Origin of the sequence: Streptococcus toyakuensis, from assembly GCF_024346585.1 — a bacterium.
Taxonomy (GTDB): Bacteria; Bacillota; Bacilli; order Lactobacillales; family Streptococcaceae; genus Streptococcus; species Streptococcus toyakuensis.
The window spans coordinates 1,899,139-1,919,440 of the sequence record NZ_AP024523.1; the positions used below are offsets into that span (position 1 = coordinate 1,899,139).

General features: G+C 41.7%; 18 protein-coding genes and 1 riboswitch. Of the genes, 1 reads left to right on the top strand and 17 read right to left on the bottom strand.

Features of this window, described 5'->3' with window-relative positions; translation table 11 throughout:
- Positions 1-103: 103 nt before the first annotated feature.
- From rpsJ to uvrA, 17 genes are all read right to left on the bottom strand, one after another.
- The gene (gene rpsJ / locus STYK_RS09490) at positions 104-412 is read right to left on the bottom strand and encodes a 30S ribosomal protein S10 (RefSeq protein ID WP_001284513.1); all 309 of its coding nucleotides are present in this window, start codon (positions 410-412) and stop codon (positions 104-106) included.
- A gap of 254 nt (positions 413-666) precedes the next feature.
- Positions 667-1,257: an anaerobic ribonucleoside-triphosphate reductase activating protein gene (nrdG, locus tag STYK_RS09495; protein WP_045612364.1), complete on the bottom strand. Its 591-nt coding sequence runs from the start codon at positions 1,255-1,257 to the stop codon at positions 667-669.
- Positions 1,250-1,756, bottom strand: coding sequence for a GNAT family N-acetyltransferase (locus STYK_RS09500; RefSeq protein WP_084923788.1), 507 nt, complete (start codon positions 1,754-1,756; stop codon positions 1,250-1,252). The genes nrdG and STYK_RS09500 overlap by 8 nt, the downstream gene beginning before the upstream one ends.
- Before the next feature lie 43 nt (positions 1,757-1,799).
- Complete coding sequence (locus tag STYK_RS09505; RefSeq protein ID WP_000521618.1) at positions 1,800-1,940, bottom strand: hypothetical protein; 141 nt, start codon at positions 1,938-1,940, stop codon at positions 1,800-1,802.
- Positions 1,941-1,951: 11 nt separating this feature from the next.
- Positions 1,952-4,159, bottom strand: a complete 2,208-nt coding sequence (gene nrdD, locus STYK_RS09510; protein ID WP_185761571.1) for an anaerobic ribonucleoside-triphosphate reductase — start codon at positions 4,157-4,159, stop codon at positions 1,952-1,954.
- A gap of 120 nt (positions 4,160-4,279) precedes the next feature.
- The gene (locus STYK_RS09515) at positions 4,280-5,833 is read right to left on the bottom strand and encodes a hypothetical protein (protein ID WP_049510973.1); all 1,554 of its coding nucleotides are present in this window, start codon (positions 5,831-5,833) and stop codon (positions 4,280-4,282) included.
- Between the two features lie 255 nt (positions 5,834-6,088).
- Entirely contained in the window at positions 6,089-7,621 is a 1,533-nt protein-coding gene (gene cls / locus STYK_RS09520; RefSeq protein WP_227325500.1) for a cardiolipin synthase, read from the bottom strand.
- A gap of 254 nt (positions 7,622-7,875) precedes the next feature.
- The gene (locus STYK_RS09525; protein ID WP_153208748.1) at positions 7,876-8,328 is read right to left on the bottom strand and encodes an SP_0198 family lipoprotein; all 453 of its coding nucleotides are present in this window, start codon (positions 8,326-8,328) and stop codon (positions 7,876-7,878) included.
- A gap of 84 nt (positions 8,329-8,412) precedes the next feature.
- Positions 8,413-9,663: a bifunctional folylpolyglutamate synthase/dihydrofolate synthase gene (locus STYK_RS09530; RefSeq protein WP_084923791.1), complete on the bottom strand. Its 1,251-nt coding sequence runs from the start codon at positions 9,661-9,663 to the stop codon at positions 8,413-8,415.
- Positions 9,664-10,015: 352 nt separating this feature from the next.
- Positions 10,016-10,321, bottom strand: coding sequence for a DUF1292 domain-containing protein (locus STYK_RS09535; protein ID WP_000017620.1), 306 nt, complete (start codon positions 10,319-10,321; stop codon positions 10,016-10,018).
- Between the two features lie 15 nt (positions 10,322-10,336).
- A complete protein-coding gene (gene ruvX, locus STYK_RS09540) occupies positions 10,337-10,756 on the bottom strand; it encodes a Holliday junction resolvase RuvX (protein ID WP_033628869.1) in 420 nt (139 codons plus the stop codon).
- Between the two features lie 3 nt (positions 10,757-10,759).
- Complete coding sequence (locus STYK_RS09545) at positions 10,760-11,026, bottom strand: IreB family regulatory phosphoprotein (RefSeq protein ID WP_000507059.1); 267 nt, start codon at positions 11,024-11,026, stop codon at positions 10,760-10,762.
- Positions 11,027-11,112: 86 nt separating this feature from the next.
- Positions 11,113-11,682 (bottom strand): SP0191 family lipoprotein, encoded by a 570-nt coding sequence (locus STYK_RS09550; RefSeq protein ID WP_084888291.1) that lies wholly within the window; start codon positions 11,680-11,682, stop codon positions 11,113-11,115.
- Positions 11,683-11,742: 60 nt separating this feature from the next.
- Positions 11,743-12,141: a transcriptional regulator Spx gene (spx, locus tag STYK_RS09555; RefSeq protein WP_000591165.1), complete on the bottom strand. Its 399-nt coding sequence runs from the start codon at positions 12,139-12,141 to the stop codon at positions 11,743-11,745.
- A gap of 135 nt (positions 12,142-12,276) precedes the next feature.
- A complete protein-coding gene (gene mgtA / locus STYK_RS09560) occupies positions 12,277-14,937 on the bottom strand; it encodes a magnesium-translocating P-type ATPase (RefSeq protein ID WP_261804943.1) in 2,661 nt (886 codons plus the stop codon).
- Between the two features lie 193 nt (positions 14,938-15,130).
- Positions 15,131-15,283, bottom strand: a riboswitch (M-box (ykoK) riboswitch).
- A gap of 56 nt (positions 15,284-15,339) precedes the next feature.
- Complete coding sequence (locus tag STYK_RS09565) at positions 15,340-16,401, bottom strand: M24 family metallopeptidase (protein ID WP_261804944.1); 1,062 nt, start codon at positions 16,399-16,401, stop codon at positions 15,340-15,342.
- Positions 16,394-19,225 carry an excinuclease ABC subunit UvrA gene (gene uvrA / locus STYK_RS09570; protein WP_227325494.1) on the bottom strand — a complete coding sequence of 944 codons (2,832 nt, stop codon included), beginning with the start codon at positions 19,223-19,225 and terminating at the stop codon, positions 16,394-16,396. Before uvrA ends, STYK_RS09565 begins: the two co-directional genes overlap by 8 nt.
- A gap of 131 nt (positions 19,226-19,356) precedes the next feature.
- Here uvrA and STYK_RS09575 point away from each other — a divergent pair, with 131 nt between their 5' ends.
- Positions 19,357-20,301, top strand: a complete 945-nt coding sequence (locus STYK_RS09575) for a magnesium transporter CorA family protein (protein ID WP_000815623.1) — start codon at positions 19,357-19,359, stop codon at positions 20,299-20,301.
- Position 20,302 lies beyond the last annotated feature (1 nt).

Below are 20,302 nucleotides of genomic sequence, written 5' to 3' on the forward strand. Positions count from 1 at the left end.
ACGCAGTGTCTAACAGACACTAGGAAGTTTATCTTTTTCACACCGAGTTTAGCCCGTGTTCAATTAAATTGAAACACCAGCCTCTGCTCTTTTATATTTTAGATTAAAGTTTGATTTCTACGTTTACACCACTTGGAAGATCCAATTTCATCAAAGCATCAACTGTTTTTTGAGTTGGGTTAACGATATCGATCAAACGTTTGTGTGTACGCATTTCAAATTGTTCGCGAGAGTCTTTGTATTTGTGAGTCGCACGAATAATTGTGTAGAGGCTACGCTCAGTTGGAAGTGGGATTGGACCCGCAACTTGTGCACCTGTACGAGTAGCTGATTCTACGATTTTTGCAGCCGCTGTGTCAAGCGTACGGTGTTCGTAAGCTTTCAAACGGATACGGATTTTTTTGTTTGCCATCTTTTTCTCCTTTTCGTCTATTTAAGATAATAGGCTAGCTCCACAAGAAAACCGACGCGGTGTTGCGTGGCAATGCAACCGAGCGTGTCGCAACCTCTTGCATCAAAGCTAAGGCTGTAATTTACAGCACCATAATAGAATAACACAAAGCCCCTGCGATTGCAAGGGATTTGTTGCTGTTTTTTTAAAATTTTTAACATGAAAATGTTTTCTTTTTTGGTGGGTCATTTATTTAAGTATTTTATGGAAGAAAGTTACTCTCTCTTCACCTGTTCATAGCTTTCTTTTCCGTCATTAAGCTTGTCCCAAATCACTACTTGCCCACTTTTGAGAGATTTTTGCACATCGATAATTCGTTGATTGGAAGAACCTCGAAACTGGAGCATGAGATTTCTCTTAGTTCGATCGTATCGTCCATCGACAAGAATGTCAATCAATGATAAGAGTTCCAGTTTATCTGGAGTTTCCAACAACATTTCTTCCCATGTATAGCCCGTCCAGGACCAGATGTCTTTGTCTGGCAATTCCTTCCGGATACGTTTCACGAGTGGCAAAAGGATTCCTGTATTAAGGAAGGGTTCTCCTCCTAATAAAGTCAAGCCTTGAACATAAGGTTGAGCGAGATCTTCCATGATCTGTTCTTCTAATTCTGCTGTATAAGGAATGCCAGCATTAAAAGACCAAGTCGCAACATTATAACATCCCTCGCAGTGAAACATGCAACCTGATACATAGAGGGAGTTACGCACACCCTCTCCATCTACAAAGTTGAAGGCCTTGTAATCAATAATCCGCCCTTGACTGAGTTCTTCGCTTTTCCATTCTTGTGGTTTTGGATTATTCATTCGCTACCTCTATCCAATAACGCTCGACTCCATTACGAACATCCTCAAGGAGCCCACCATTTGCTAAAATGACTGCTCTGCTAGCAGGATTATTCACGCTACAGGTCACAAGCGTTCTCTTGATGTTCTTTTCCTTAGCAACTTGCAAGCCCTGACGGAGAGTTTCCTTAGCATAACCCTTGACTCTTTCTGATGGACGAATGGAGTAGCCAATGTGACCAGCATAATTCAATAAACCCTCATTCAGTCTCAATCGCAGATTCAAAAATCCTAGAGCACGGCCTACATCATCAAATGATACAAATTGAATAGAAGGAACACGATTTTCAGGCAAGTTTATTCCCATCTCTTTTTGCATATTTGTTTCCAACCACTCTTCATACACAAAGTTCTCTGTATCCCAGAAACCACCGTCGTGAAGCGACTGATATTTTTCAAATTCCTCCATCATGTCTATAACAGCCTTCTTATCTACTATTGTCGGTCTGCGTAATTCCATCCTTACCTCCCACTAAGAGAAAAGCGAGAGCTGACTCTCACTTTTATTTTTTCTTATTCTTGTTTAAAAATTGTTCTCTGAGGTTGAGCAAGCGTTCTTTCTTACCAGCTCCACCTTTAGAGTGTTTCTCGTGATAACGGGTCACTTGTGCGCGCCCCTTATCATCTAATTGATATTTTCCCATTTCATTTCTTTCTAATTTGTTACTTGATGTCCAGCTATTTTAATCGTTGAGCCATTCATATGTTTGACACGCGCAGCGATTTCCTTGTGACGGCCGTTGACCATAGGTCTTGCTTGAGGATTACCTAGATAGCCACAAGTTCGTTTGACCACATCTACTGTTTTAGGGTCGCTATTGCCACAGTTTGGACAAGCAAATCCTCTTTCAGTTGGTTCAAAATCCCCTTCAAAGTCACACTTGTAGCAACGGTCAATCGGAGTATTAGTGCCTAGATAACCTACACGGTCGTAGGCATAGTCCCAAACAGCTTCCAGAGCCTTAGGATTTTGCTGAAGGACTGGATACTCACAATAATGGATAAAACCACCTGACGCACCTGCTTCTGGATAGACTTTCTCAAAGTCTAATTTTTCAAACGGTGTTGGATTTTTACGAACATCATAATGGAAAGAATTGGTGTAGTATTCCTTGTCTGTGATGTCAGGAATAGAGCCAAACTTCTCTGTATCTAGTCGGCAGAAACGATCTGTCAAACTTTCAGATGGTGTTGAGTAGATAGAGAAATGATAGCCATATTGGTCAGACCACTCTTCTACACGGCGTTTCATATCGCGAATGATGTCTAGCGTGAATTCCTTAGCATCTGGATTGCTTTCCCAGCTGTTACCAAAGAAAACAGTCGCTACTTCATACAAACCGATATAGCCCAGCGAAACTGTTGCCCGACGATTCTTAAAGAGCTGGTCAACACTTTCTTCTTTACCTAGACGATGGCCAAAAGCACCGTACTGATAAAGGATAGGAGCATTGGCTGGTGTCGCCTCTTTAGTGCGTTCGACACGGTAAACAAGAGCATCTTCAGCGATATTCATACGCTCGTTGAAGATTTCCCAGAACTTATTCATGTCACCATCAGACTCGAGGGCGATGCGAGGAAGATTGACCGTCACAACGCCTAGATTCATCCGACCTGAATTGACTTCTACGCCATTCTCGTCTTTCCATCCTTGAAGGAAAGAACGACAACCCATAGGAACTTTGAAAGAACCTGTCAAGTCAACAATCTTATCATAAGACAAGACGTCTGGATACATCCGCTTGGTTGCGCACTCTAGAGCCAACTGCTTGATGTCGTAGTTGGGTGTCCCTTCCTCTAAGTTGAGTCCTCTTTTAAGCGTGAAGATAAGTTTAGGGAAGATAGCTGTTCGATGTTCTGAACCAAGGCCCTTGATTCGGATGTTCAAGATAGCTTTTTGAATTTCACGCTCAAAACGATTGGTTCCCAGACCAAAACCGAGCGAAGTAAAAGGTGTTTGCCCATTTGAAGTGAAGAGAGTATTGATTTCATACTCAAGAGATTGCATGGCATCATAGATGTCTTTTTGCGTTTTCTTCCAAGCGTAATCTTCCCGTTTTTCAGGCAAGACCCATTCTTCTGCATCTTTGAGGTGTTTTTGGTAATTCTTCTCTGCGTAAGGAGCCAAGACTTCATCGATACGGTCAGCTGAACAGCCACCGTACTGGCTAGAAGCAACGTTGGCGATGATTTGGGAAATCTGAGCTGTCGCAGTCTGGATAGACTTGGGACTTTCTACCTCTGCATTTCCAATCTTAAAACCATTTTCCAACATACCTTTAAAATCAATCAAACAGCAGTTGGTCATAGGGGTATAAGGACTGTAGTCCAAATCGTGATAGTGGATATCCCCCTTTTGGTGGGCATTGGCTACGTGCTTAGGAAGCATTTGCAGTCCGATTGATTTCCCAACAATCCCTGCTGTCAAATCACGCTGGGTATTAAAGACATCACTGTCCTTATTAGCATTTTCATTGACAACTGCCTGATCTTTATTGAGAAGCTTATGGATACTAAAGTTAATATCTGTCGCTTTTGAGCGCTCAAAATCCCTCTGTGTCCGATAAGTGATATACTCCTCAGCTAGCGCATATTCTTTGGCTTCAAGGAGTTCATGTTCTACGATATTTTGAATTTCGTAAATCTTAACCCCCTGTGGAAAGCGACTATGAATTTCTGTGACAATTCGCTCGGTCAAAGCATTTAGGCGTTTTTCGACCAAGGGTGTCACATCCATAACCTTGTCTGCCGCCTTGTGGATAGCCTTGTCAATCTTGTCCACATCAAATGCAACACGTCTCCCATCTCGTTTTTCAACGAAGAGGGTTGCTAAAGTTGTAATTTTTTCTTCTAGTGCAATCATATACATCCTCGTTTCTAAAATGTTCTTTCTAAAAAGTATTATACCCCTCTAAAAAATAAAAATCAATATCTTGTGTTAAAAATCCTAAAATTTTTAAAAATACACAAGATATTGATTTGGCTATTTGATTTTATAGACTTTAAACTCTGAATAATCAGTCTTTACTTGTTGATAATTTTCTTTTAAGAGTGTCTCCGCCTCAGACCAGAGAGCCACCTTGTCGTTTACCACAATCACCTTAGGTTGGTTTTCTTTCAAGTCATGAATCAAGGTAGTTTTATTTTCTTCTGTATTCGTATAAAGAAGAGGTGATGGGAACATGGATCCAGCCAAACGCTGACTTTCTTTATACATTTGAACATGAGAATCCCAAATATAGATTTGGTCACCATCACTCGTCTCTTGTTTGACTCTGTCTACTACTTGATGTTGTTCTCTATAAGAAGCTGGATGCAAAACAAAACGAGCCACAAAAGGAATTGCAATCAGATAAACCACCACTAGGATAGGTAAGTAGAGATTCCCCTTCATAAATTTTTTCCATAAAGTAGGAGCTTCTTCTCTTCTCCGACGACGATCTCCTCTAGCTGAATGTTTCCCACGAATACTGGTCATCAAAAGAAGGAGTAAAAATGGAAGGATTAGAATCAAACACGAACCGTGAAGAGGTTCTTGAGAAAAAAGCAACAAGGCTAATACAAATATGAAAGCAAAACTAGCTGGTACTGAAATAACATATAATCTTGATGCCTTTGATTGGAACAAACCTAGAAAAACAAGGAAGAGAGCTCCTAAACCAAAGGTCAACAAACCATAGAATAGAACATTATCCATTAGTTGGGGATTGATAAAGACCTGAAGGGAATCAATCGGATATAAAAGACTTCCTAGAGCTTCTCCAAAGCCACCTGAAGCAAGAACATAATATCCTACTGGGTAAAAAATGAGAGAAAAGCCAAGTGCTGCTGCAAAAAACTGATAAACTCCATGAGCAAGGCGACCATGCCCAACATTAAAGACAAACAAACCAATTGTTACTACTGCAATAAAGAGAAGACTTGTAAGAGGCTCTATGAAAAATGATAGGGCCAAGAAAATCCCCAGACGTAGAAATCCCTTGTCATGGTTAGGAGTTGATAGATAAGCTGCTATGAACGAAAATCCTGCAAACAGAAATGGCAAAGCTAAAATCGTAGCATATCCTCCGCCAAAACCGAGACCGGATACCAAAATATAAAATATGGTTAGGAGTTGCTTGGCTTGTTCCCTTTGTCCCGTCAGATAGTCAGTTGAAGAAAAGAGGAAGTAACCTCCTCCTAAGAGGGCTAGCCATTCTACCAAGGCAAAAAGGATGCCTCCTTGGGTGATGTAAAGTAGCAAGTAATAAATAAGACCGTGACTTGCATAATAGCTACTGTAAAGCTGTCCTCCCTGATGTAAAGCCCACCCTATATACAAATCCTGCGCCTGAGAGGGACTTACCATATCTAAAAGTAAAGGTAGCACCACAGAAAAAACCGTTGCAATCGTACTTCCAATGATGAGTCTGAAAAACGGGAAAGCTACCTGTTCTTCTTTTTCTACATGAGATTCAAGGTTCCTATCCAATCTATTTTCAATCTCATTACTCTGTATCGTTTTGGATACTTCTTCTATTCTGCCATATACAGCCATGTCGTTTCTCCTATTCAATTTATCTGTCTTAGTATATCAAAAAGACCTAAAATTGTCAGCTTGCGATGGCTGTTTGAGCGATTTTTTGCATAGTTTCACAAAGGTTTCAATTTCCCGAAATCGGTGTAAATGCGTCTGTTTAAATGACATGATATAATCCAATTCTTTCTGAGTCAGCATCGTCCCTCCCTATATCTTTCTATTCGTAAAAAGCAAGAAAAAGAGGACTGGTTTGTGTCCTCAGTCCTAGATTTCTTATAAGATAGGGGCGAATAACTGGGCAATTTCCTTAATCAATTTTTGATACCAGCTATTTTTTATCGTATGAGGGAAAATTTCTTGCGATGATGAAAAAATCTCCCGAAAATCTTTTTGAATCTCAGCAATTGATTCTGTTTTATATAGCAAGACTGCATTTTCATAGTGGTGAAGCAAACTTCTATAATCTAAGTTAATGGTTCCAACTGCAGCAAAATCCTTATCCACTAAAATTTGTTTACTATGGATAAAGCCTGGACTATACTCAAAAATCCTGACTCCTGCTGACAAAAGATCCGGATAGGCCCCTCTTGTGATGAGTTGGATCAATTTTTTATCCGGAATGAAAGGAGTCACGATGCGGACATCAACACCCCTCATGGCCGCGTTTTTAATACTCTCAGTTAAATCATAGTCAATAATCAAATAGGGCGTTGTGATATAGACTGAATCAGTAGCCTGATTAATCAAACTTTGATAGACTTTTTTCCCTACCTGGGTACGGAATATGGGCTTGGGTCCACTACCGTAAGGAATGCAGATCCCTTGGCCAGAACGAGGTTGATTTTCCAGGTGATACTGGTCAAAATCGCTGATTTCCCCACGATTGATGTACCAAGTCATCAAAAAGAGACGGGTTAGAGCCTTGACACCAGGGCCATCTATGCGAATCCCACTGTCCTTCCAGTAGCCAAAGCGTTCTACATGATTGATGTACTCATCGGCTAAGTTAATCCCTCCTGTATAGGCTACCTGACCATCTATGACAAGGATTTTCCGATGGTCCCGATTGTTGTAAGCCACCGTCAAGCGAGGAATCACCTTGTTAAATTTATGGGCTTCAATTCCTCGACTACGAAGCTGAATAGTATAATCTCCAGGCAAAGTCGCCATACAGCCGATATCATCATAGAGCATCTTGATCTCTACACCCTGAGCTGCCTTTTGCTCTAGTATATCTAGTATGCTATTCCACATCAGACCTTCTTCGACAATATAGTACTCTAGAAAGATAAATTTCTCAGCTTTCTTGAGGTCTTCCAACATATGTTGCCACATGCTTTCACCCGAAGAAAAGAATTGTGAGTCTGTTCGATTATAGACATCGGCGTTACTATCCATACTTAACAAAGATTTGATAACTCCGTAAGCAGCCTTATCCTCTTCCTTCAATTTCTGGCGGAGAGCTTTACTGTTATCCTCCCGAAAATGCATAGAACCAAGTTTGTCCAACTGCTTGATTTCTTTTTTGGATAATCGTCTTTCACCAAACATCAGATAGAGCAAGGGGCCGATGACAGGAACAAAAGTTACCACTAACCACATTACTTTACTTTCAGGCGCCATTGAGCGATTGACAATTGCGACAATAGTCGCCATACTCATAAAAATTAAGACAATTACCCATAGAATAGGGGCCATGCGCCCTAAATAAAGAAAGAGACCAAAAACAAGACAAAGTTCAAGTAGCATAATCGAAAGACTAAAACCATACTTGGACATCAATAATTGAAATTTTCTATATTTCATATCCCCTCCTTGATATTTTGATACTCAATGAAAAGCAAAGAGCAAACTAGGAAGCTAGTCGCAGGTTACTCAAAACACTGTTTTGAGGTTGCAGATGGAAGCTGACGTTGTTTGAAGAGATTTTCGAAGAGTATGAATGCTAAAAACAGGTAATTAATACTAGTATAACGCAGGTATTCGGTAGAAGGCAAGTATTTATAATCATTTTTCTGAGTAAAAGCAAAAGAGACTGACAAAACCAGTCTCCTTCTAGTCTATTTTGATAAAACAATGCGATCAGACGCGTCTCTATCCATATCGTCAATAATCATCTGATTGCCATTGATTGCATAAATCTTGGCATCATCACCAATAATCATGCGTTGATTAGCAGCGTCGAAGCTAACCTGCTTGATTTCTTGTTCCCCATCAGTTTCTACCTGTGTCCAGGTGCCAGTTGTTCCAGTTACCACTAAAGTGATACGGTCTCCTTCGTCCTGACCAGTATAAGTCCCATCAATATTAGTTGGTTGAGCCTCAGGCGCATTTTGTGAAGAACTTGTCGCTGCCTGATTTGTATTTTCTGTAGAAGATAAAGCAGCTTGTGATTGTTGAGTTTGTTGTGTTTGCGATTGAACTACTGGTTGTTGAACTCTTTGTGAACAAGCTACTAAGAGACTAAGACTTGCTAAAGAAGCAAGAGAAAGTGTGAATCTTTTTAATTTCATGATGAATTTCCTTTCTGCTACCAATGTAGAGAATGTTTCTTCTAACTGATAGTTCCCCTAGTATAACAAGTTCCAAAAAGGAGGTCAATTTATCTGCTCATGGGTCAGTAGGTGGCTCCGTACTTCTGAGATAAAATAGAGAGATCCTGTAACAAACAACAAATCCTGGGTATCGGCTCTTTCTTCGAAACTGCTGATAAATTCGCGATAAGAAGGAATTACATCGTAACCTGTTATATCTGTCTCATCTAAAGAACCCTGATAGTCAAAGCCGGTCACCTTGAGTTCCACCTGAGGCAAATTTTCAGTTAGATAAGCCAACATCCCTTGATAATCCTTCCGTTTCAAGGCTCCAAATAGGATTTGAGGACGATATCCTTCCTGCTCTTTTTCTTTGATAAACTCAACCAAGCGAGTCAAGGCAGGGAGATTATGGGCACCGTCCAAGTAGATATGAGAACGAATACGCTCCAAACGTCCAGCCCAATGGGTCTTCTCCAAAGCTCGTCTTACAGCCTGCTCATCAACAACTTCCTTTCTTTCTCCCATAAAAAGAAGAAAAGTTTGCAACGCCAAGGCCGCATTCTCCTGCTGATAAGCTCCTTCTAAACCTATTTTCAGCCGCGAAATATTTAGTAAAGAACTTGAAAAATCGCCATTCAGCATTGAAAAATCTTGGCCTGCCTGATAAAGGTCAACAGCTAAAGATTCGGCTTTTTTCTGACAAACAAGACTAGCTTCTGAAGGCAATTTTGCAATCACTGCCTTCTTACCAGTCTTGAAAATACCAGCTTTCTGCTCTGCGATTGCTTCTAGACTATCGCCCAAGGTCTCCTGGTGGTCAAGCCCAATGGAGGTGATGACAGCAAGCTCTCCAGTTACCACATTGGTCGTGTCAAGTAAGCCACCAATTCCCACTTCTAGTAAAACCAAATCCACCTCTTGCTCCCTAAAATAGAGGAAAGCAATCAAGGTCAGCAATTCAAAAAAGAACAACTGGTCATGAGTCTGCAGAAGCGTCTTTTCCATCTCCTTGACCTGCTCAGCTAAACGGATAAAGTCTGCGTCTGCTATAGGTTGTCCATTAATGCAGATTCGGTCATTGACGGAGACAATATGAGGGGAGGTAAAGGTCGCAACTTTCTTTCCATGCCCCATAAATATTCCCCTCATAAAAGCAATGGTAGAACCTTTCCCATTAGTCCCTGTCACATGGATAATAGGATAAGACTTCTCAGGATTTCCTAACAAATCCACCGCTTCTTGCATTCGGCCCAAACCTGATCGAAAATTCAAACCAATCCGACTATGAAGCCATTCTTCTACTTCAAACATATACCTCTCCTCGACAAAAGTATAATCAATTACCTAGCAAAATTCCATAGATAATAAAAACGAGGTCAGGATTTTCGTCCCAACCTCTTACCTGGTTAGCTAATCACTAGCTACTATAAATTTTAATGTGGGGTAAAACATCCACTGAACATTCCAACTCTTCTAATTTCTAGGAGTTGGGGTGATACAGTCTCCCAGACTTACTGACGGTTTTTATTTTTAGCGTCAGGCTAAAAACGTCCCCCGGACGTTCCAACTCTTCCAATTTCTGGGAGTTGGGCTGATACAGTCTCCCAGACTTACTGACGGTTTTTATTTTTAGCGTCAGGCTAAAAACGTCCCCCGGACGTTTTTACTCCTCCATAAAACTATTGAAGACTTCTTCAATCATGTTCCATTCGTCTTCTGAGTCTTCTGGGATTGGTTGCAATTCGCCTTCTGTTCCATCTTCGTTTTCGATGAATGAGTATGCTTGGATTTCAACTTGTCCGTCTTCGTCTTCTTCTGCGTTAACTGGTACTAGAAGAACATAGTTTTTACCAAATTCTTCTTTTCCATCAATGGTCAAAAGGATTTCAAACAAGGTTTCATTTCCCTGCTCATCTACTAGTGTAATTAATTCACGTTCTTCGTGGTCGTGGTTATGATCGTGTGACATAGCCTCTCCTTTGTATTAAAATTTTCTATCTAAATAATTTTGTAAAATCAGCTGAGCTGCTAACTTATCAATGACTTTCTTGCGCTTGTTACGGCTAATATCTGCTTGCTCAATCAACATGCGCTCTGCGGCGACTGTTGTCAAGCGTTCATCTTGATAGTCTACTGGTAAATCAAAAAGCTCTTCTAACTTTGCTCCGTAGGCTTGACTAGCTTCCACACGCGGTCCACTTGTATTGTTCATGTTTTTAGGCAAGCCCACTACAAATCGTTCCACCTTGTAAGTATCAACCAACTCTTTAACGCGGTCAAAACCAAATTGACCTTGCTCCTCATTGATTTGGATGATTTCAAGTCCTTGAGCTGTAAAACCAAGCGGATCGCTAATAGCCACCCCTACCGTTTTTGAACCGACGTCCAATCCCATAATTCTCATAGGTTATAGATCGACTCCTTGTCCTTTAAGGTAGTAGCGGACCAATTCCTCAACGATTTCATCACGCTCATACTTACGGATTTGATTTCGTGCATTATTATAACGAGGAACGTAGGCAGGGTCTCCACTCAATACGTAACCTACGATTTGGTTGATTGGGTTGTAGCCCTTATCGTTCAACGAAGCATAAACATCAGTCAGAGTTTCGCTAATTTCTTTTTTATTGGAATCGTCCAATTTAAAACGTACTGTTTCTTCAGTAAATCCCATTCTAACACCCTCTTTCCTTAGAATAGTACCATTATAGCATAATTCCTTACGTTCTACAATTCAGGTAGTCTATTTATTTGGATTTTCTATTGTTCTGTCGCGCCATTTGCCAATCTGTCTGAAATATATTTGCTTGGTTCATTCTTCAAGAGACTTTCTAAACCAATGTTCTTCAAATATTCTAACTGAGAAGCCTTCTTGACATCCAAAACTTGAAAATCAAAACTAGTCGTTGTTTGAAGTTCGGTTGCACTCAATAGTTTAGTTTCAAGCTTAAATCCTGCTAATTTACGAGCTTCTATGATGGCCTCATCCTTCTCCTCTGCCTCGAGAAGAGCTTTTTGAGTTTCTTCCACTCCATGTTGGTCAATATAAGTTTTCAACTCATCAGAGACTGGACGCTTTTGTTGAATGCTTAAGCTCAAAAAAGTCTTGTCTTTGTAAGTAATGGTTTGGGTTTGCTGGCTACCATCATCTGACTTTGGCAAGACCAAAGTCTTGGTCACAACTGTATTCTTCTCGGCATTTTCAATAACTGGCAATGCCGACTGAAGCGTATCATTTTCTGTTTTTGTAGCTGGTCCAGTTTCTTTTTTCTGTCCGCAACCAACCAGGACAAAAAGGAAAGCCAGACTAACAAGAACTATTTTTTTCATTTCTTTCTTCTTTCTTTTTGAAATTAAAATAAGACTGGGAGTTGCTCCCAGCCTTGATGTTTATAGAGCTGCACGCAAACGTGCTTCTGCATTTTCTACATTACGGACAGAGCGTGGTAGGAAGGCACGAATATCATCTTCCTTATAGCCAACTTGCAGGCGTTTTTCATCTACAAGGATTGGGCTCTTTAAAATTCTCGGTGTTTCCATAATCAGATTGAGGACTTCGTTGACACTCAAATCTTCAATATCCACTCCAAGGGCTTTGGCATAGCGATTTTTAGATGAAACGATGCTGGCTATTCCGTTATCTGTTTTGGTTAGAATATCCAGTAATTCTTCTCTCGTAATTCCTTCTTTACCAAGGTTTTGTTCTTTATAACTTAACTGGTGGGCATTGAGCCAGGTTTTTGCTTTTTTACAGCTAGTACAACTTGAGACTGTATAAATTTTAATCATGTACCTACCCCTTTCGCTACATGTTACTATCAGTTTAGTCTATTATACCATAAAAAACATCCGACTTGCGACCTATTTTTAAATTTTTTTAACTTTTTTCGTCATTTTCGTACTTTTTTCTTGACAAAATGAAATTTACAGCCATTCTTGATATTTTTTGATATAGATTTTTTTCACAATTGTCACGCTAATCATATACAAAATAATGATGAAAAGTAAAAAGATGAAATAAATCGGTTTTAAAGGAGTTAGATGAAGTAGGATTGCGAGTGGACTATAGGGAAGGAAGGTCACAAAGGCTGCAGCCAATAAGGTTGTCACAAGGACTAGCCAAGCTGGACGACTTTGTAAAAAGGGAATTTTGGCTGAACGCAGCATATGGATAACCATGGTCTGTGACCACATGGACTCGATAAACCAACCTGTCTGAAACAAGACAATAAATCCTACGGCAGACTCCGCTCCATGAACATAAGCTTGACCTGTTGTCATGGGTACAATGATAAAATAAAGCAAACTGAAGGTCAAAATATCAAAGGCAGAAGAGATAGGCCCCATCCAAACCATGAAACGTGTGATGGACTTAGCTTCCCAGGTATGCGGATTTCTCAAAAAATCTTTATCCACCTTGTCAAAAGGCAAGGCAATACAAGACAAATCATAGACTAGATTTAGGATAATCAAATGAACTGGTGCCATTGGTAAAAATGGCAAAAAGATTCCAGAGACCAATAGGGATAAGATATTTCCAAAATTAGAACTCACTGTCATTTTGATATATTTAGTCATATTGGCATAGACCTTACGACCTTCAACAAGTCCTTTTTCCAGCACCATGAGATCCTTATCAAGTAGGATAACATCAGCTGTTTCTTTGGCAATATCTACTGCTGTATCAACAGAAATCCCCACATCTGCAACCTTCATAGAAGGAGCATCATTGATCCCATCTCCCATATAGCCAACAGCATGACCATTAGCCTTAAATTGCAAAATAATCCTCGCTTTTTGGTCAGGAGAAAGTTTGGCAAAGACTGTTACCTCCTCCACGGCTTGAGCCAATTCTTGATTACTCATCTGATCAATTTCAGATCCTAACAGCATCTGATTGATATCCAAACCAACCTTTTCACAGACTGATTGGGTAACTTTCTCGTTGTCTCCCGTCAAAATCTTTGTTTGAACCCCATGTTCTAACAGAGCCTTAATTGCTGGTGCTGCAGATGGTTTAGGAGGATCTAGGAAGGCTAAATAACCAGTTAGAATCATATCCCCTTCATCATCAACTGTATAGGCATGTCCTTCCCTTAAACCTGACTTATAGGCTACTCCCAAGACACGCAAACCTTGTTGATTTAGTTGTCTGACTTCTGCTAAAATTTCTTCTCTAATAACATCTGTCAAGGGAGTAATCACTCCTTGGTATTCCGCATGACTGGAAATCGTCAACATTTCCTCTAGGGCACCCTTGGTTACCAAACTAACAACTTCGTGTTCATCCTTAACGATAACACTCATCCGTCTACGTTCAAAATCAAAGGGAAGCTCATCTATTTTTTGAAAAGTTTGAGCCAGATTTTGCAAGAGGGTGTGTTCTTTTGCTTCCTTTTCAGTCCGTTTGATGATGGCTCTATCCATCAAATTTTTCAAGCCCGTTTGAAAATAAGAATTGAGATAAGCTCGTCTCAAGACGGTCAAATCCAAGCGTCCGTGGATGTCCAAGGGATATTCAAGGACAATTTCGTCTTGGGTTAGAGTTCCTGTCTTATCTGTACACAAAATATCAATCGCCCCTAAGTCCTGTATGGCATTGAGTTTCTTGATAACCACTTTTTCCTTGGCCATAATGATGGAGCCTTTTGCTAGACTGGCCGTGATAATCATAGGAAGCATCTCAGGTGTCAATCCAACACCAACACTCAAAGCAAATACGCCAGCTTCCAGCCAGTCACCATCTGTTAAACCATTGGACAAGAAAACGATGGGCACCATGACCAGCATCAAACGAATCAAGAGCCACGAAATACTATTCATCTCCCTTTCAAACGAAGTAGGCTCATCATAGGTGTTCAAAGTCTGCTCAATGGCCCCCATCATGGTATCATCACCAACTGCTAAAACCACGGCCTTGGCACTACCAGATAAGACATTGGTTCCCATAAAGGCGAGCGCTTCTGCTTCTAGCAGACTATCAGATTGTTGAACTGTTGCCTTGGTCAAGGCCAATTTTTCAACAGAATCACTTTCGCCTGTCAAGCCCGACTGTTGGACAAAGAAATCGCGCGACTCAAATAAAAGAAGATCTGCTGGAATCATGTCTCCAGCGCTTAATTTAACCACGTCACCCACTACCAAATCATCGATAGGTACTTCTTGGATTTCTCCTTGACGAATGACAGTCGCTGTGTTGACAATCATTTTTGATAGATTGGTCGCAGCCTTATCACTACGGAGTTCTTGGACAAAGCGTATGCCACCAGAAATGAGGACTAGGACAACGATGATAATAGAAGTCGTCGGATCCTCTTGACCTGGTTTTGCCAACCAGACATTGGTCACCAAGGAAATCACGGCGATGACCAGTAAGATGATCGTAAAAGGATTGATAATGGATTCGTAAATCTTTTTGAGGATACTGTCTTCTTGACCCTTTGTGATGGTATTTTCGCCATATAGGTCACGATTTTTCTCCACCTGCTCCTCAGTCAATCCTGTTAGACTTGTCTTATAAAAAGATAGAGTTTCGTTTAAAGATGTATGAATAGCTATTGCTAATCTTTCTTTTGTAGTTTTCATTGGTTTCTCCTATCTGTATGAATGATGTGTTTCATACACAGAGACCAATCACTTTATAAGGGCAGAACGACACAAATCAGCGATTGGCTGTGTATGTGCGGTTCCGGATGATCGTCAATTTGCATCGTTTATCTCCTTTCTTTGATTTAAACAGTAGAAAATCCCACCATAAAATGGCAGGATTAAAAAACTAACTATCTGTTTTTCGTTCAAGCTTTAACTCCATAGGGCAATGTAATGAGCTTAGTCTTGGCCTTCGCGACCAGGACTGTTGACCAACGAGTAGTGTCTCCACTGCTTTGCGGTAGTCATCCGTATCCCTATGGTAGCCTCACCTACCGTTTTCGTCTTTCAGTATAAACCTTTAAAATTTAAAAGTCAATCATCTGAGTTGTTTAATTCTTAGATAACTATCAACTCTTTTGGAGCTAGGGTCAACAATTCACAACCTGTCTCTGTAATCAGGATATCATCCTCAATACGAACGCCATATTTGCCTTCGATGTAGATACCTGGTTCATCGGTCAAGGCCATACCTGCCTTAATAGTTTCTGTAGAAGTTTGGCTAAAGTAAGGCTCTTCATGAATATCCAGCCCAATACCGTGTCCGATACCGTGGGTAAAGTAGTCGCCATAGCCTGCTTCAATGATAATATCACGAGGAATTTTGTCAAAGTCACGGAAACCTAAGCCAGCCTTAGCTTGGTCAATCAAGGCTTGGTTGGCTTTGAGAACCGTATTGTAAATCTCTGCCTGCTCATCACTGACGTGTCCCAAGTAGATAGTCCGGGTCATATCACTGACATAGTGGTCATAAAGGCAACCGAAGTCCATAGTAACGGCTTCTCCTAGTTCCACTGGTTTGTGCATAGGATGAGCATGAGGTTTGGAAGAGTTGATACCACTAGCTAGAATAGTGTCAAAAGATAAGCCAGATGCTCCCAACTCACGCATACGGAAGTCAAGGAAGTTGGCAATTTCAATTTCAGTTTTTCCTGGCTTAATAAAGTCAAGCGCATCGCGGAAAGCTTGGTCTGAGATAGAACAAGCCTTGCGAATCGCTGCAATCTCTGCCTCATCCTTAATCATTCGAAGACCTTCAACAAACTGAGTTTGTGGAAGCAAGTCAATTCCTTCAAAGGCTACCTGCATACGGTGGTAATAAGATACTGAAATCTCATCCTCAAAACCGATTCGAGACAAGCCCATATCCTTAACAATGCCTGCAATGACAGCCAATTCATCACGATCAGCCACAATCTCAAACCCACTGGTTTCTTGCTTAGCTGCAATGATATAGCGAGAGTCTGTCGCCAAGACCTGACGGTCACGGCTGATGAAGACTGTTCCGTTTGAGCCCCAAAAACCAGTCAAATAATAGACGTTTTTAAGGTTATTGATGATGATGCCATCTAGTTCTTTTTCTTGCATTTTAGCTAGAAATGCTTGTACACGTTTATTCATGATGTAACTTTCCTTTCAAATAGTGTCCTGTGTAGCTGGCTTCATTGGCCGCTACTTCTTCTGGAGTTCCTGTTGCGATGATGGTTCCACCACCGACACCGCCCTCAGGTCCCAAGTCAATAATATGGTCTGCAGTCTTAATAACGTCTAGATTGTGCTCAATGACGAGGACTGTATTGCCATCGTCTACAAAGCGAGCTAAAACCTTAAGCAAGCGAGCGATATCCTCGGTATGAAGACCTGTCGTCGGCTCATCGAGAATGTAGAAAGATTTTCCTGTCGAGCGTTTGTGGAGTTCACTAGCCAGCTTCATACGCTGAGCTTCTCCCCCAGAAAGGGTGGTAGCTGGTTGCCCTAGCGTCACATAGCCTAGCCCTACATCCTTGATGGTCTGAAGTTTGCGTTGAATTTTCGGAATGTGTTGGAAGAATTCCACCGCATCGTTGACGGTCATATCCAAGACCTGCGAGATATTCTTTTCTTTGTAGTGAACTTCTAGGGTTTCACTGTTGTAGCGAGTCCCGTGGCATACTTCACAAGCCACATAAACATCTGGCAGGAAGTGCATCTCAATCTTGATAATCCCGTCACCTGAGCAGGCTTCACAGCGACCACCCTTGACGTTGAAACTGAAACGCCCCTTCTTGTAACCTCGAATCTTGGCCTCGTTTGTCTGGGCAAAGAGGTCACGTATATCGTCAAAAACTCCTGTATAGGTAGCAGGGTTGGACCTCGGCGTTCGTCCGATTGGACTCTGGTCGATGTCAATCAAACGATCAACATGCTCAATCCCTGTGATGGTTTTGAACCTACCAGGTTTGTCTGAATTGCGGTTGAGCTTTTGAGCAATGGCTTTTTTGAGGATGCTATTGATTAAGGTCGATTTCCCTGAACCTGACACACCTGTCACCGCGATGAATTTTCCTAGAGGAAAGCGAGCCGTGACATTTTGCAAGTTGTTCTCACGCGCTCCTGTCACCTCGATAAAACGACCATTTCCCACACGGCGCTCTGCTGGTACTGGAATAGCTCGTTTGCCTGATAAATACTGACCTGTGATAGACTTGCTGTTGCGAGCCACCTGTTTAGGCGTACCTGCGGCAACAATTTCCCCACCAAAAACACCGGCACCGGGACCAACGTCAATCAGGTAATCCGCCTCGCGCATGGTATCTTCGTCGTGTTCCACTACAATGAGAGTATTGCCCAAATCACGCATCTTTTTCAGACTAGCAATCAGGCGGTCATTGTCCCTCTGGTGGAGTCCGATAGATGGCTCGTCTAGGATATAGAGGACGCCTGATAGGTTAGATCCAATCTGGGTTGCCAAGCGAATACGCTGACTTTCCCCACCTGAAAGGGTACCTGCTGATCGAGATAGGGTCAGATAGTTTAGACCCACGTTGTTGAGGAAGGTCAAACGGTCCTTAATTTCCTTGAGAATAGGCCTAGCAATGATGGCTTCATTTTCAGACAAGGTTAGCTGACTCACCAAGTCCAAGTGGTCAGCGATAGACAGATCCGAGATTTCTCCGATATGTGGCCCTTGCTGACCACCCACACGGACAGACAGGGCCTGGTCATTAAGACGATAGCCGTGACAGGTTCCGCAGGTCAGCTCATTCATGTAGAGACGCATCTGGGTGCGGGTGTAGTCACTATTGGTTTCACGGTAGCGACGTTTGATATTACCAATAACTCCCTCAAAAGGAATATCGATATCACGCACGCCACCAAATTCATTCTCATAGTGGAAATGGAATTCCTTGCCATCAGAACCATATAGAATCAAGTTTTTAGCTTCTTCTGACAAGTCCTCAAAAGGCTTATCCATATCCACCCCAAAGGCTGTCATGGCTTGTTCCAGCATGTTTGGATAGTAGTTGGATGAGATAGGATTCCAAGGCGCTAACGCCCCTTCACGTAGCGTTTTGCTGGCATCTGGCACTACCAAATCAGTATCCACCTCCAGCTTGATGCCCAAGCCGTCACACTCACTACATGAACCAAAAGGAGCATTGAAGGAGAAGAGACGAGGCTCTAACTCTGGTACGGTAAAACCACAAACTGGACAGGCATAATGCTCAGAGAAGAGCAACTCCGAATCGTCCATCGTGTCGATAATGACATAACCTTCTGCAATACGGAGGGCAGCCTCAATGGAATCAAAGAGACGACTACGAATGCCCTCCTTGATGACAATACGGTCAACCACGACATCAATATTGTGTTGCTTGCTCTTGGACAACTCTGGCACTTCGGTCACATCATAGACTTCCCCATCCACACGGACACGAACATAACCGTCTTTCTGAACCTTCTCAATAACACTCTTATGTTGGCCTTTTTTCTTACGGATAACAGGAGCTAATATTTGCAGACGTTGGCGTTCTGGCAATTCCAAAACCTTATCCACAATTTGCTCCACAGAAGAAGCCTTGATAGCTCCATGCCCGTTGATACAGTAAGGCGTCCCCACACGCGCATAGAGGAGACGCAGATAGTCATTGATTTCTGTCGTTGTTCCCACTGTCGAACGAGGGTTTTTGCTAGTCGTTTTTTGGTCGATGGAAATAGCAGGGCTGAGACCATCAATAGCATCCACATCAGGCTTCTCCATATTCCCCAAGAATTGACGAGCATAGGCTGACAAACTCTCCACATAGCGACGTTGACCCTCCGCATAGAGGGTATCAAAGGCCAGACTGGATTTCCCTGAACCTGACAAGCCGGTTACGACAACCAACTTGTCTCGTGGAATCTCCACATCAATATTTTTTAAATTATGGGCACGCGCCCCATGAATGACAATTTTATCTTGCATCTTTGTTCTTTCTAGTCCATTATTGCTTACCATTATACCAAAAAAAGTGAGATTCTATTACCCAAAAGGCCGATTTTGTAGTATAATAGTACGGTGTGAAAAAATCTGAAAAATGAGAAAGGATAAGGGATATGAAACAAGTTTTTCTCTCTACAACAACTGAATTTAAAGAGATCGATACACTTGAACCGGGTACTTGGATCAATCTCGTCAATCCGACTCAAAATGAATCACTCGAAATCGCTAACGCCTTCGACATTGATATTGCTGACCTTCGAGCACCGCTCGATGCAGAAGAAATGTCTCGTATTACCATCGAAGACGAGTATACCCTGATTATCGTAGACGTGCCGGTCACAGAGGAAAGAAATAACCGCACCTACTACGTAACTATTCCGCTTGGTATTATCATCACCGAGGAAACCATTATCACTACGTGTTTGGAACCACTACCTGTCCTCGATGTCTTTATCAACCGTCGCTTGCGTAATTTCTACACTTTCATGCGTTCGCGTTTTATCTTTCAGATTCTTTATCGCAATGCAGAGCTTTATCTAACAGCCCTTCGTTCGATTGACCGTAAGAGTGAACAAATCGAAAGTCAACTGCATCAATCAACTCGTAATGAAGAATTGATTGAGCTCATGGAATTGGAAAAAACCATCGTCTATTTCAAGGCCTCCCTCAAAACAAATGAGCGCGTGATTAAGAAATTGACCAGCTCAACCAGCAATATCAAGAAATACCTTGAGGACGAAGACCTACTCGAGGATACCCTGATTGAAACCCAACAGGCCATCGAGATGGCAGACATTTATGGAAACGTCTTGCACTCTATGACAGAGACCTTTGCCTCTATCATTTCCAACAACCAGAACAACATTATGAAGACCTTGGCCCTTGTGACCATCGTCATGTCCATCCCAACCATGGTCTTTTCTGCCTACGGGATGAACTTTAAGGATAATGAAATCCCCCTAAACGGCGAGCCAAATGCCTTCTGGTTAATCGTCTTTATCGCCTTTGCTATGAGTGTCTCGCTCACTCTCTATCTCATCCATAAAAAATGGTTCTAAG

Bases quoted from the DNA above. Each gene is read 5' to 3' on its own strand.
- rpsJ (WP_001284513.1), bottom strand. From the start codon at position 412: ATGGCAAACAAAAAAATCCGTATCCGTTTGAAAGCTTACGAACACCGT.
- nrdG (WP_045612364.1), bottom strand. From the start codon at position 1,257: ATGAATAATCCAAAACCACAAGAATGGAAAAGCGAAGAACTCAGTCAA.
- STYK_RS09500 (WP_084923788.1), bottom strand. From the start codon at position 1,756: ATGGAATTACGCAGACCGACAATAGTAGATAAGAAGGCTGTTATAGAC.
- STYK_RS09505 (WP_000521618.1), bottom strand. From the start codon at position 1,940: ATGGGAAAATATCAATTAGATGATAAGGGGCGCGCACAAGTGACCCGT.
- nrdD (WP_185761571.1), bottom strand. From the start codon at position 4,159: ATGATTGCACTAGAAGAAAAAATTACAACTTTAGCAACCCTCTTCGTT.
- STYK_RS09515 (WP_049510973.1), bottom strand. From the start codon at position 5,833: ATGGCTGTATATGGCAGAATAGAAGAAGTATCCAAAACGATACAGAGT.
- cls (WP_227325500.1), bottom strand. From the start codon at position 7,621: ATGAAATATAGAAAATTTCAATTATTGATGTCCAAGTATGGTTTTAGT.
- STYK_RS09525 (WP_153208748.1), bottom strand. From the start codon at position 8,328: ATGAAATTAAAAAGATTCACACTTTCTCTTGCTTCTTTAGCAAGTCTT.
- STYK_RS09530 (WP_084923791.1), bottom strand. From the start codon at position 9,663: ATGTTTGAAGTAGAAGAATGGCTTCATAGTCGGATTGGTTTGAATTTT.
- STYK_RS09535 (WP_000017620.1), bottom strand. From the start codon at position 10,321: ATGTCACACGATCATAACCACGACCACGAAGAACGTGAATTAATTACA.
- ruvX (WP_033628869.1), bottom strand. From the start codon at position 10,756: ATGAGAATTATGGGATTGGACGTCGGTTCAAAAACGGTAGGGGTGGCT.
- STYK_RS09545 (WP_000507059.1), bottom strand. From the start codon at position 11,026: ATGGGATTTACTGAAGAAACAGTACGTTTTAAATTGGACGATTCCAAT.
- STYK_RS09550 (WP_084888291.1), bottom strand. From the start codon at position 11,682: ATGAAAAAAATAGTTCTTGTTAGTCTGGCTTTCCTTTTTGTCCTGGTT.
- spx (WP_000591165.1), bottom strand. From the start codon at position 12,141: ATGATTAAAATTTATACAGTCTCAAGTTGTACTAGCTGTAAAAAAGCA.
- mgtA (WP_261804943.1), bottom strand. From the start codon at position 14,937: ATGAAAACTACAAAAGAAAGATTAGCAATAGCTATTCATACATCTTTA.
- STYK_RS09565 (WP_261804944.1), bottom strand. From the start codon at position 16,401: ATGAATAAACGTGTACAAGCATTTCTAGCTAAAATGCAAGAAAAAGAA.
- uvrA (WP_227325494.1), bottom strand. From the start codon at position 19,225: ATGCAAGATAAAATTGTCATTCATGGGGCGCGTGCCCATAATTTAAAA.
- STYK_RS09575 (WP_000815623.1), top strand. From the start codon at position 19,357: ATGAAACAAGTTTTTCTCTCTACAACAACTGAATTTAAAGAGATCGAT.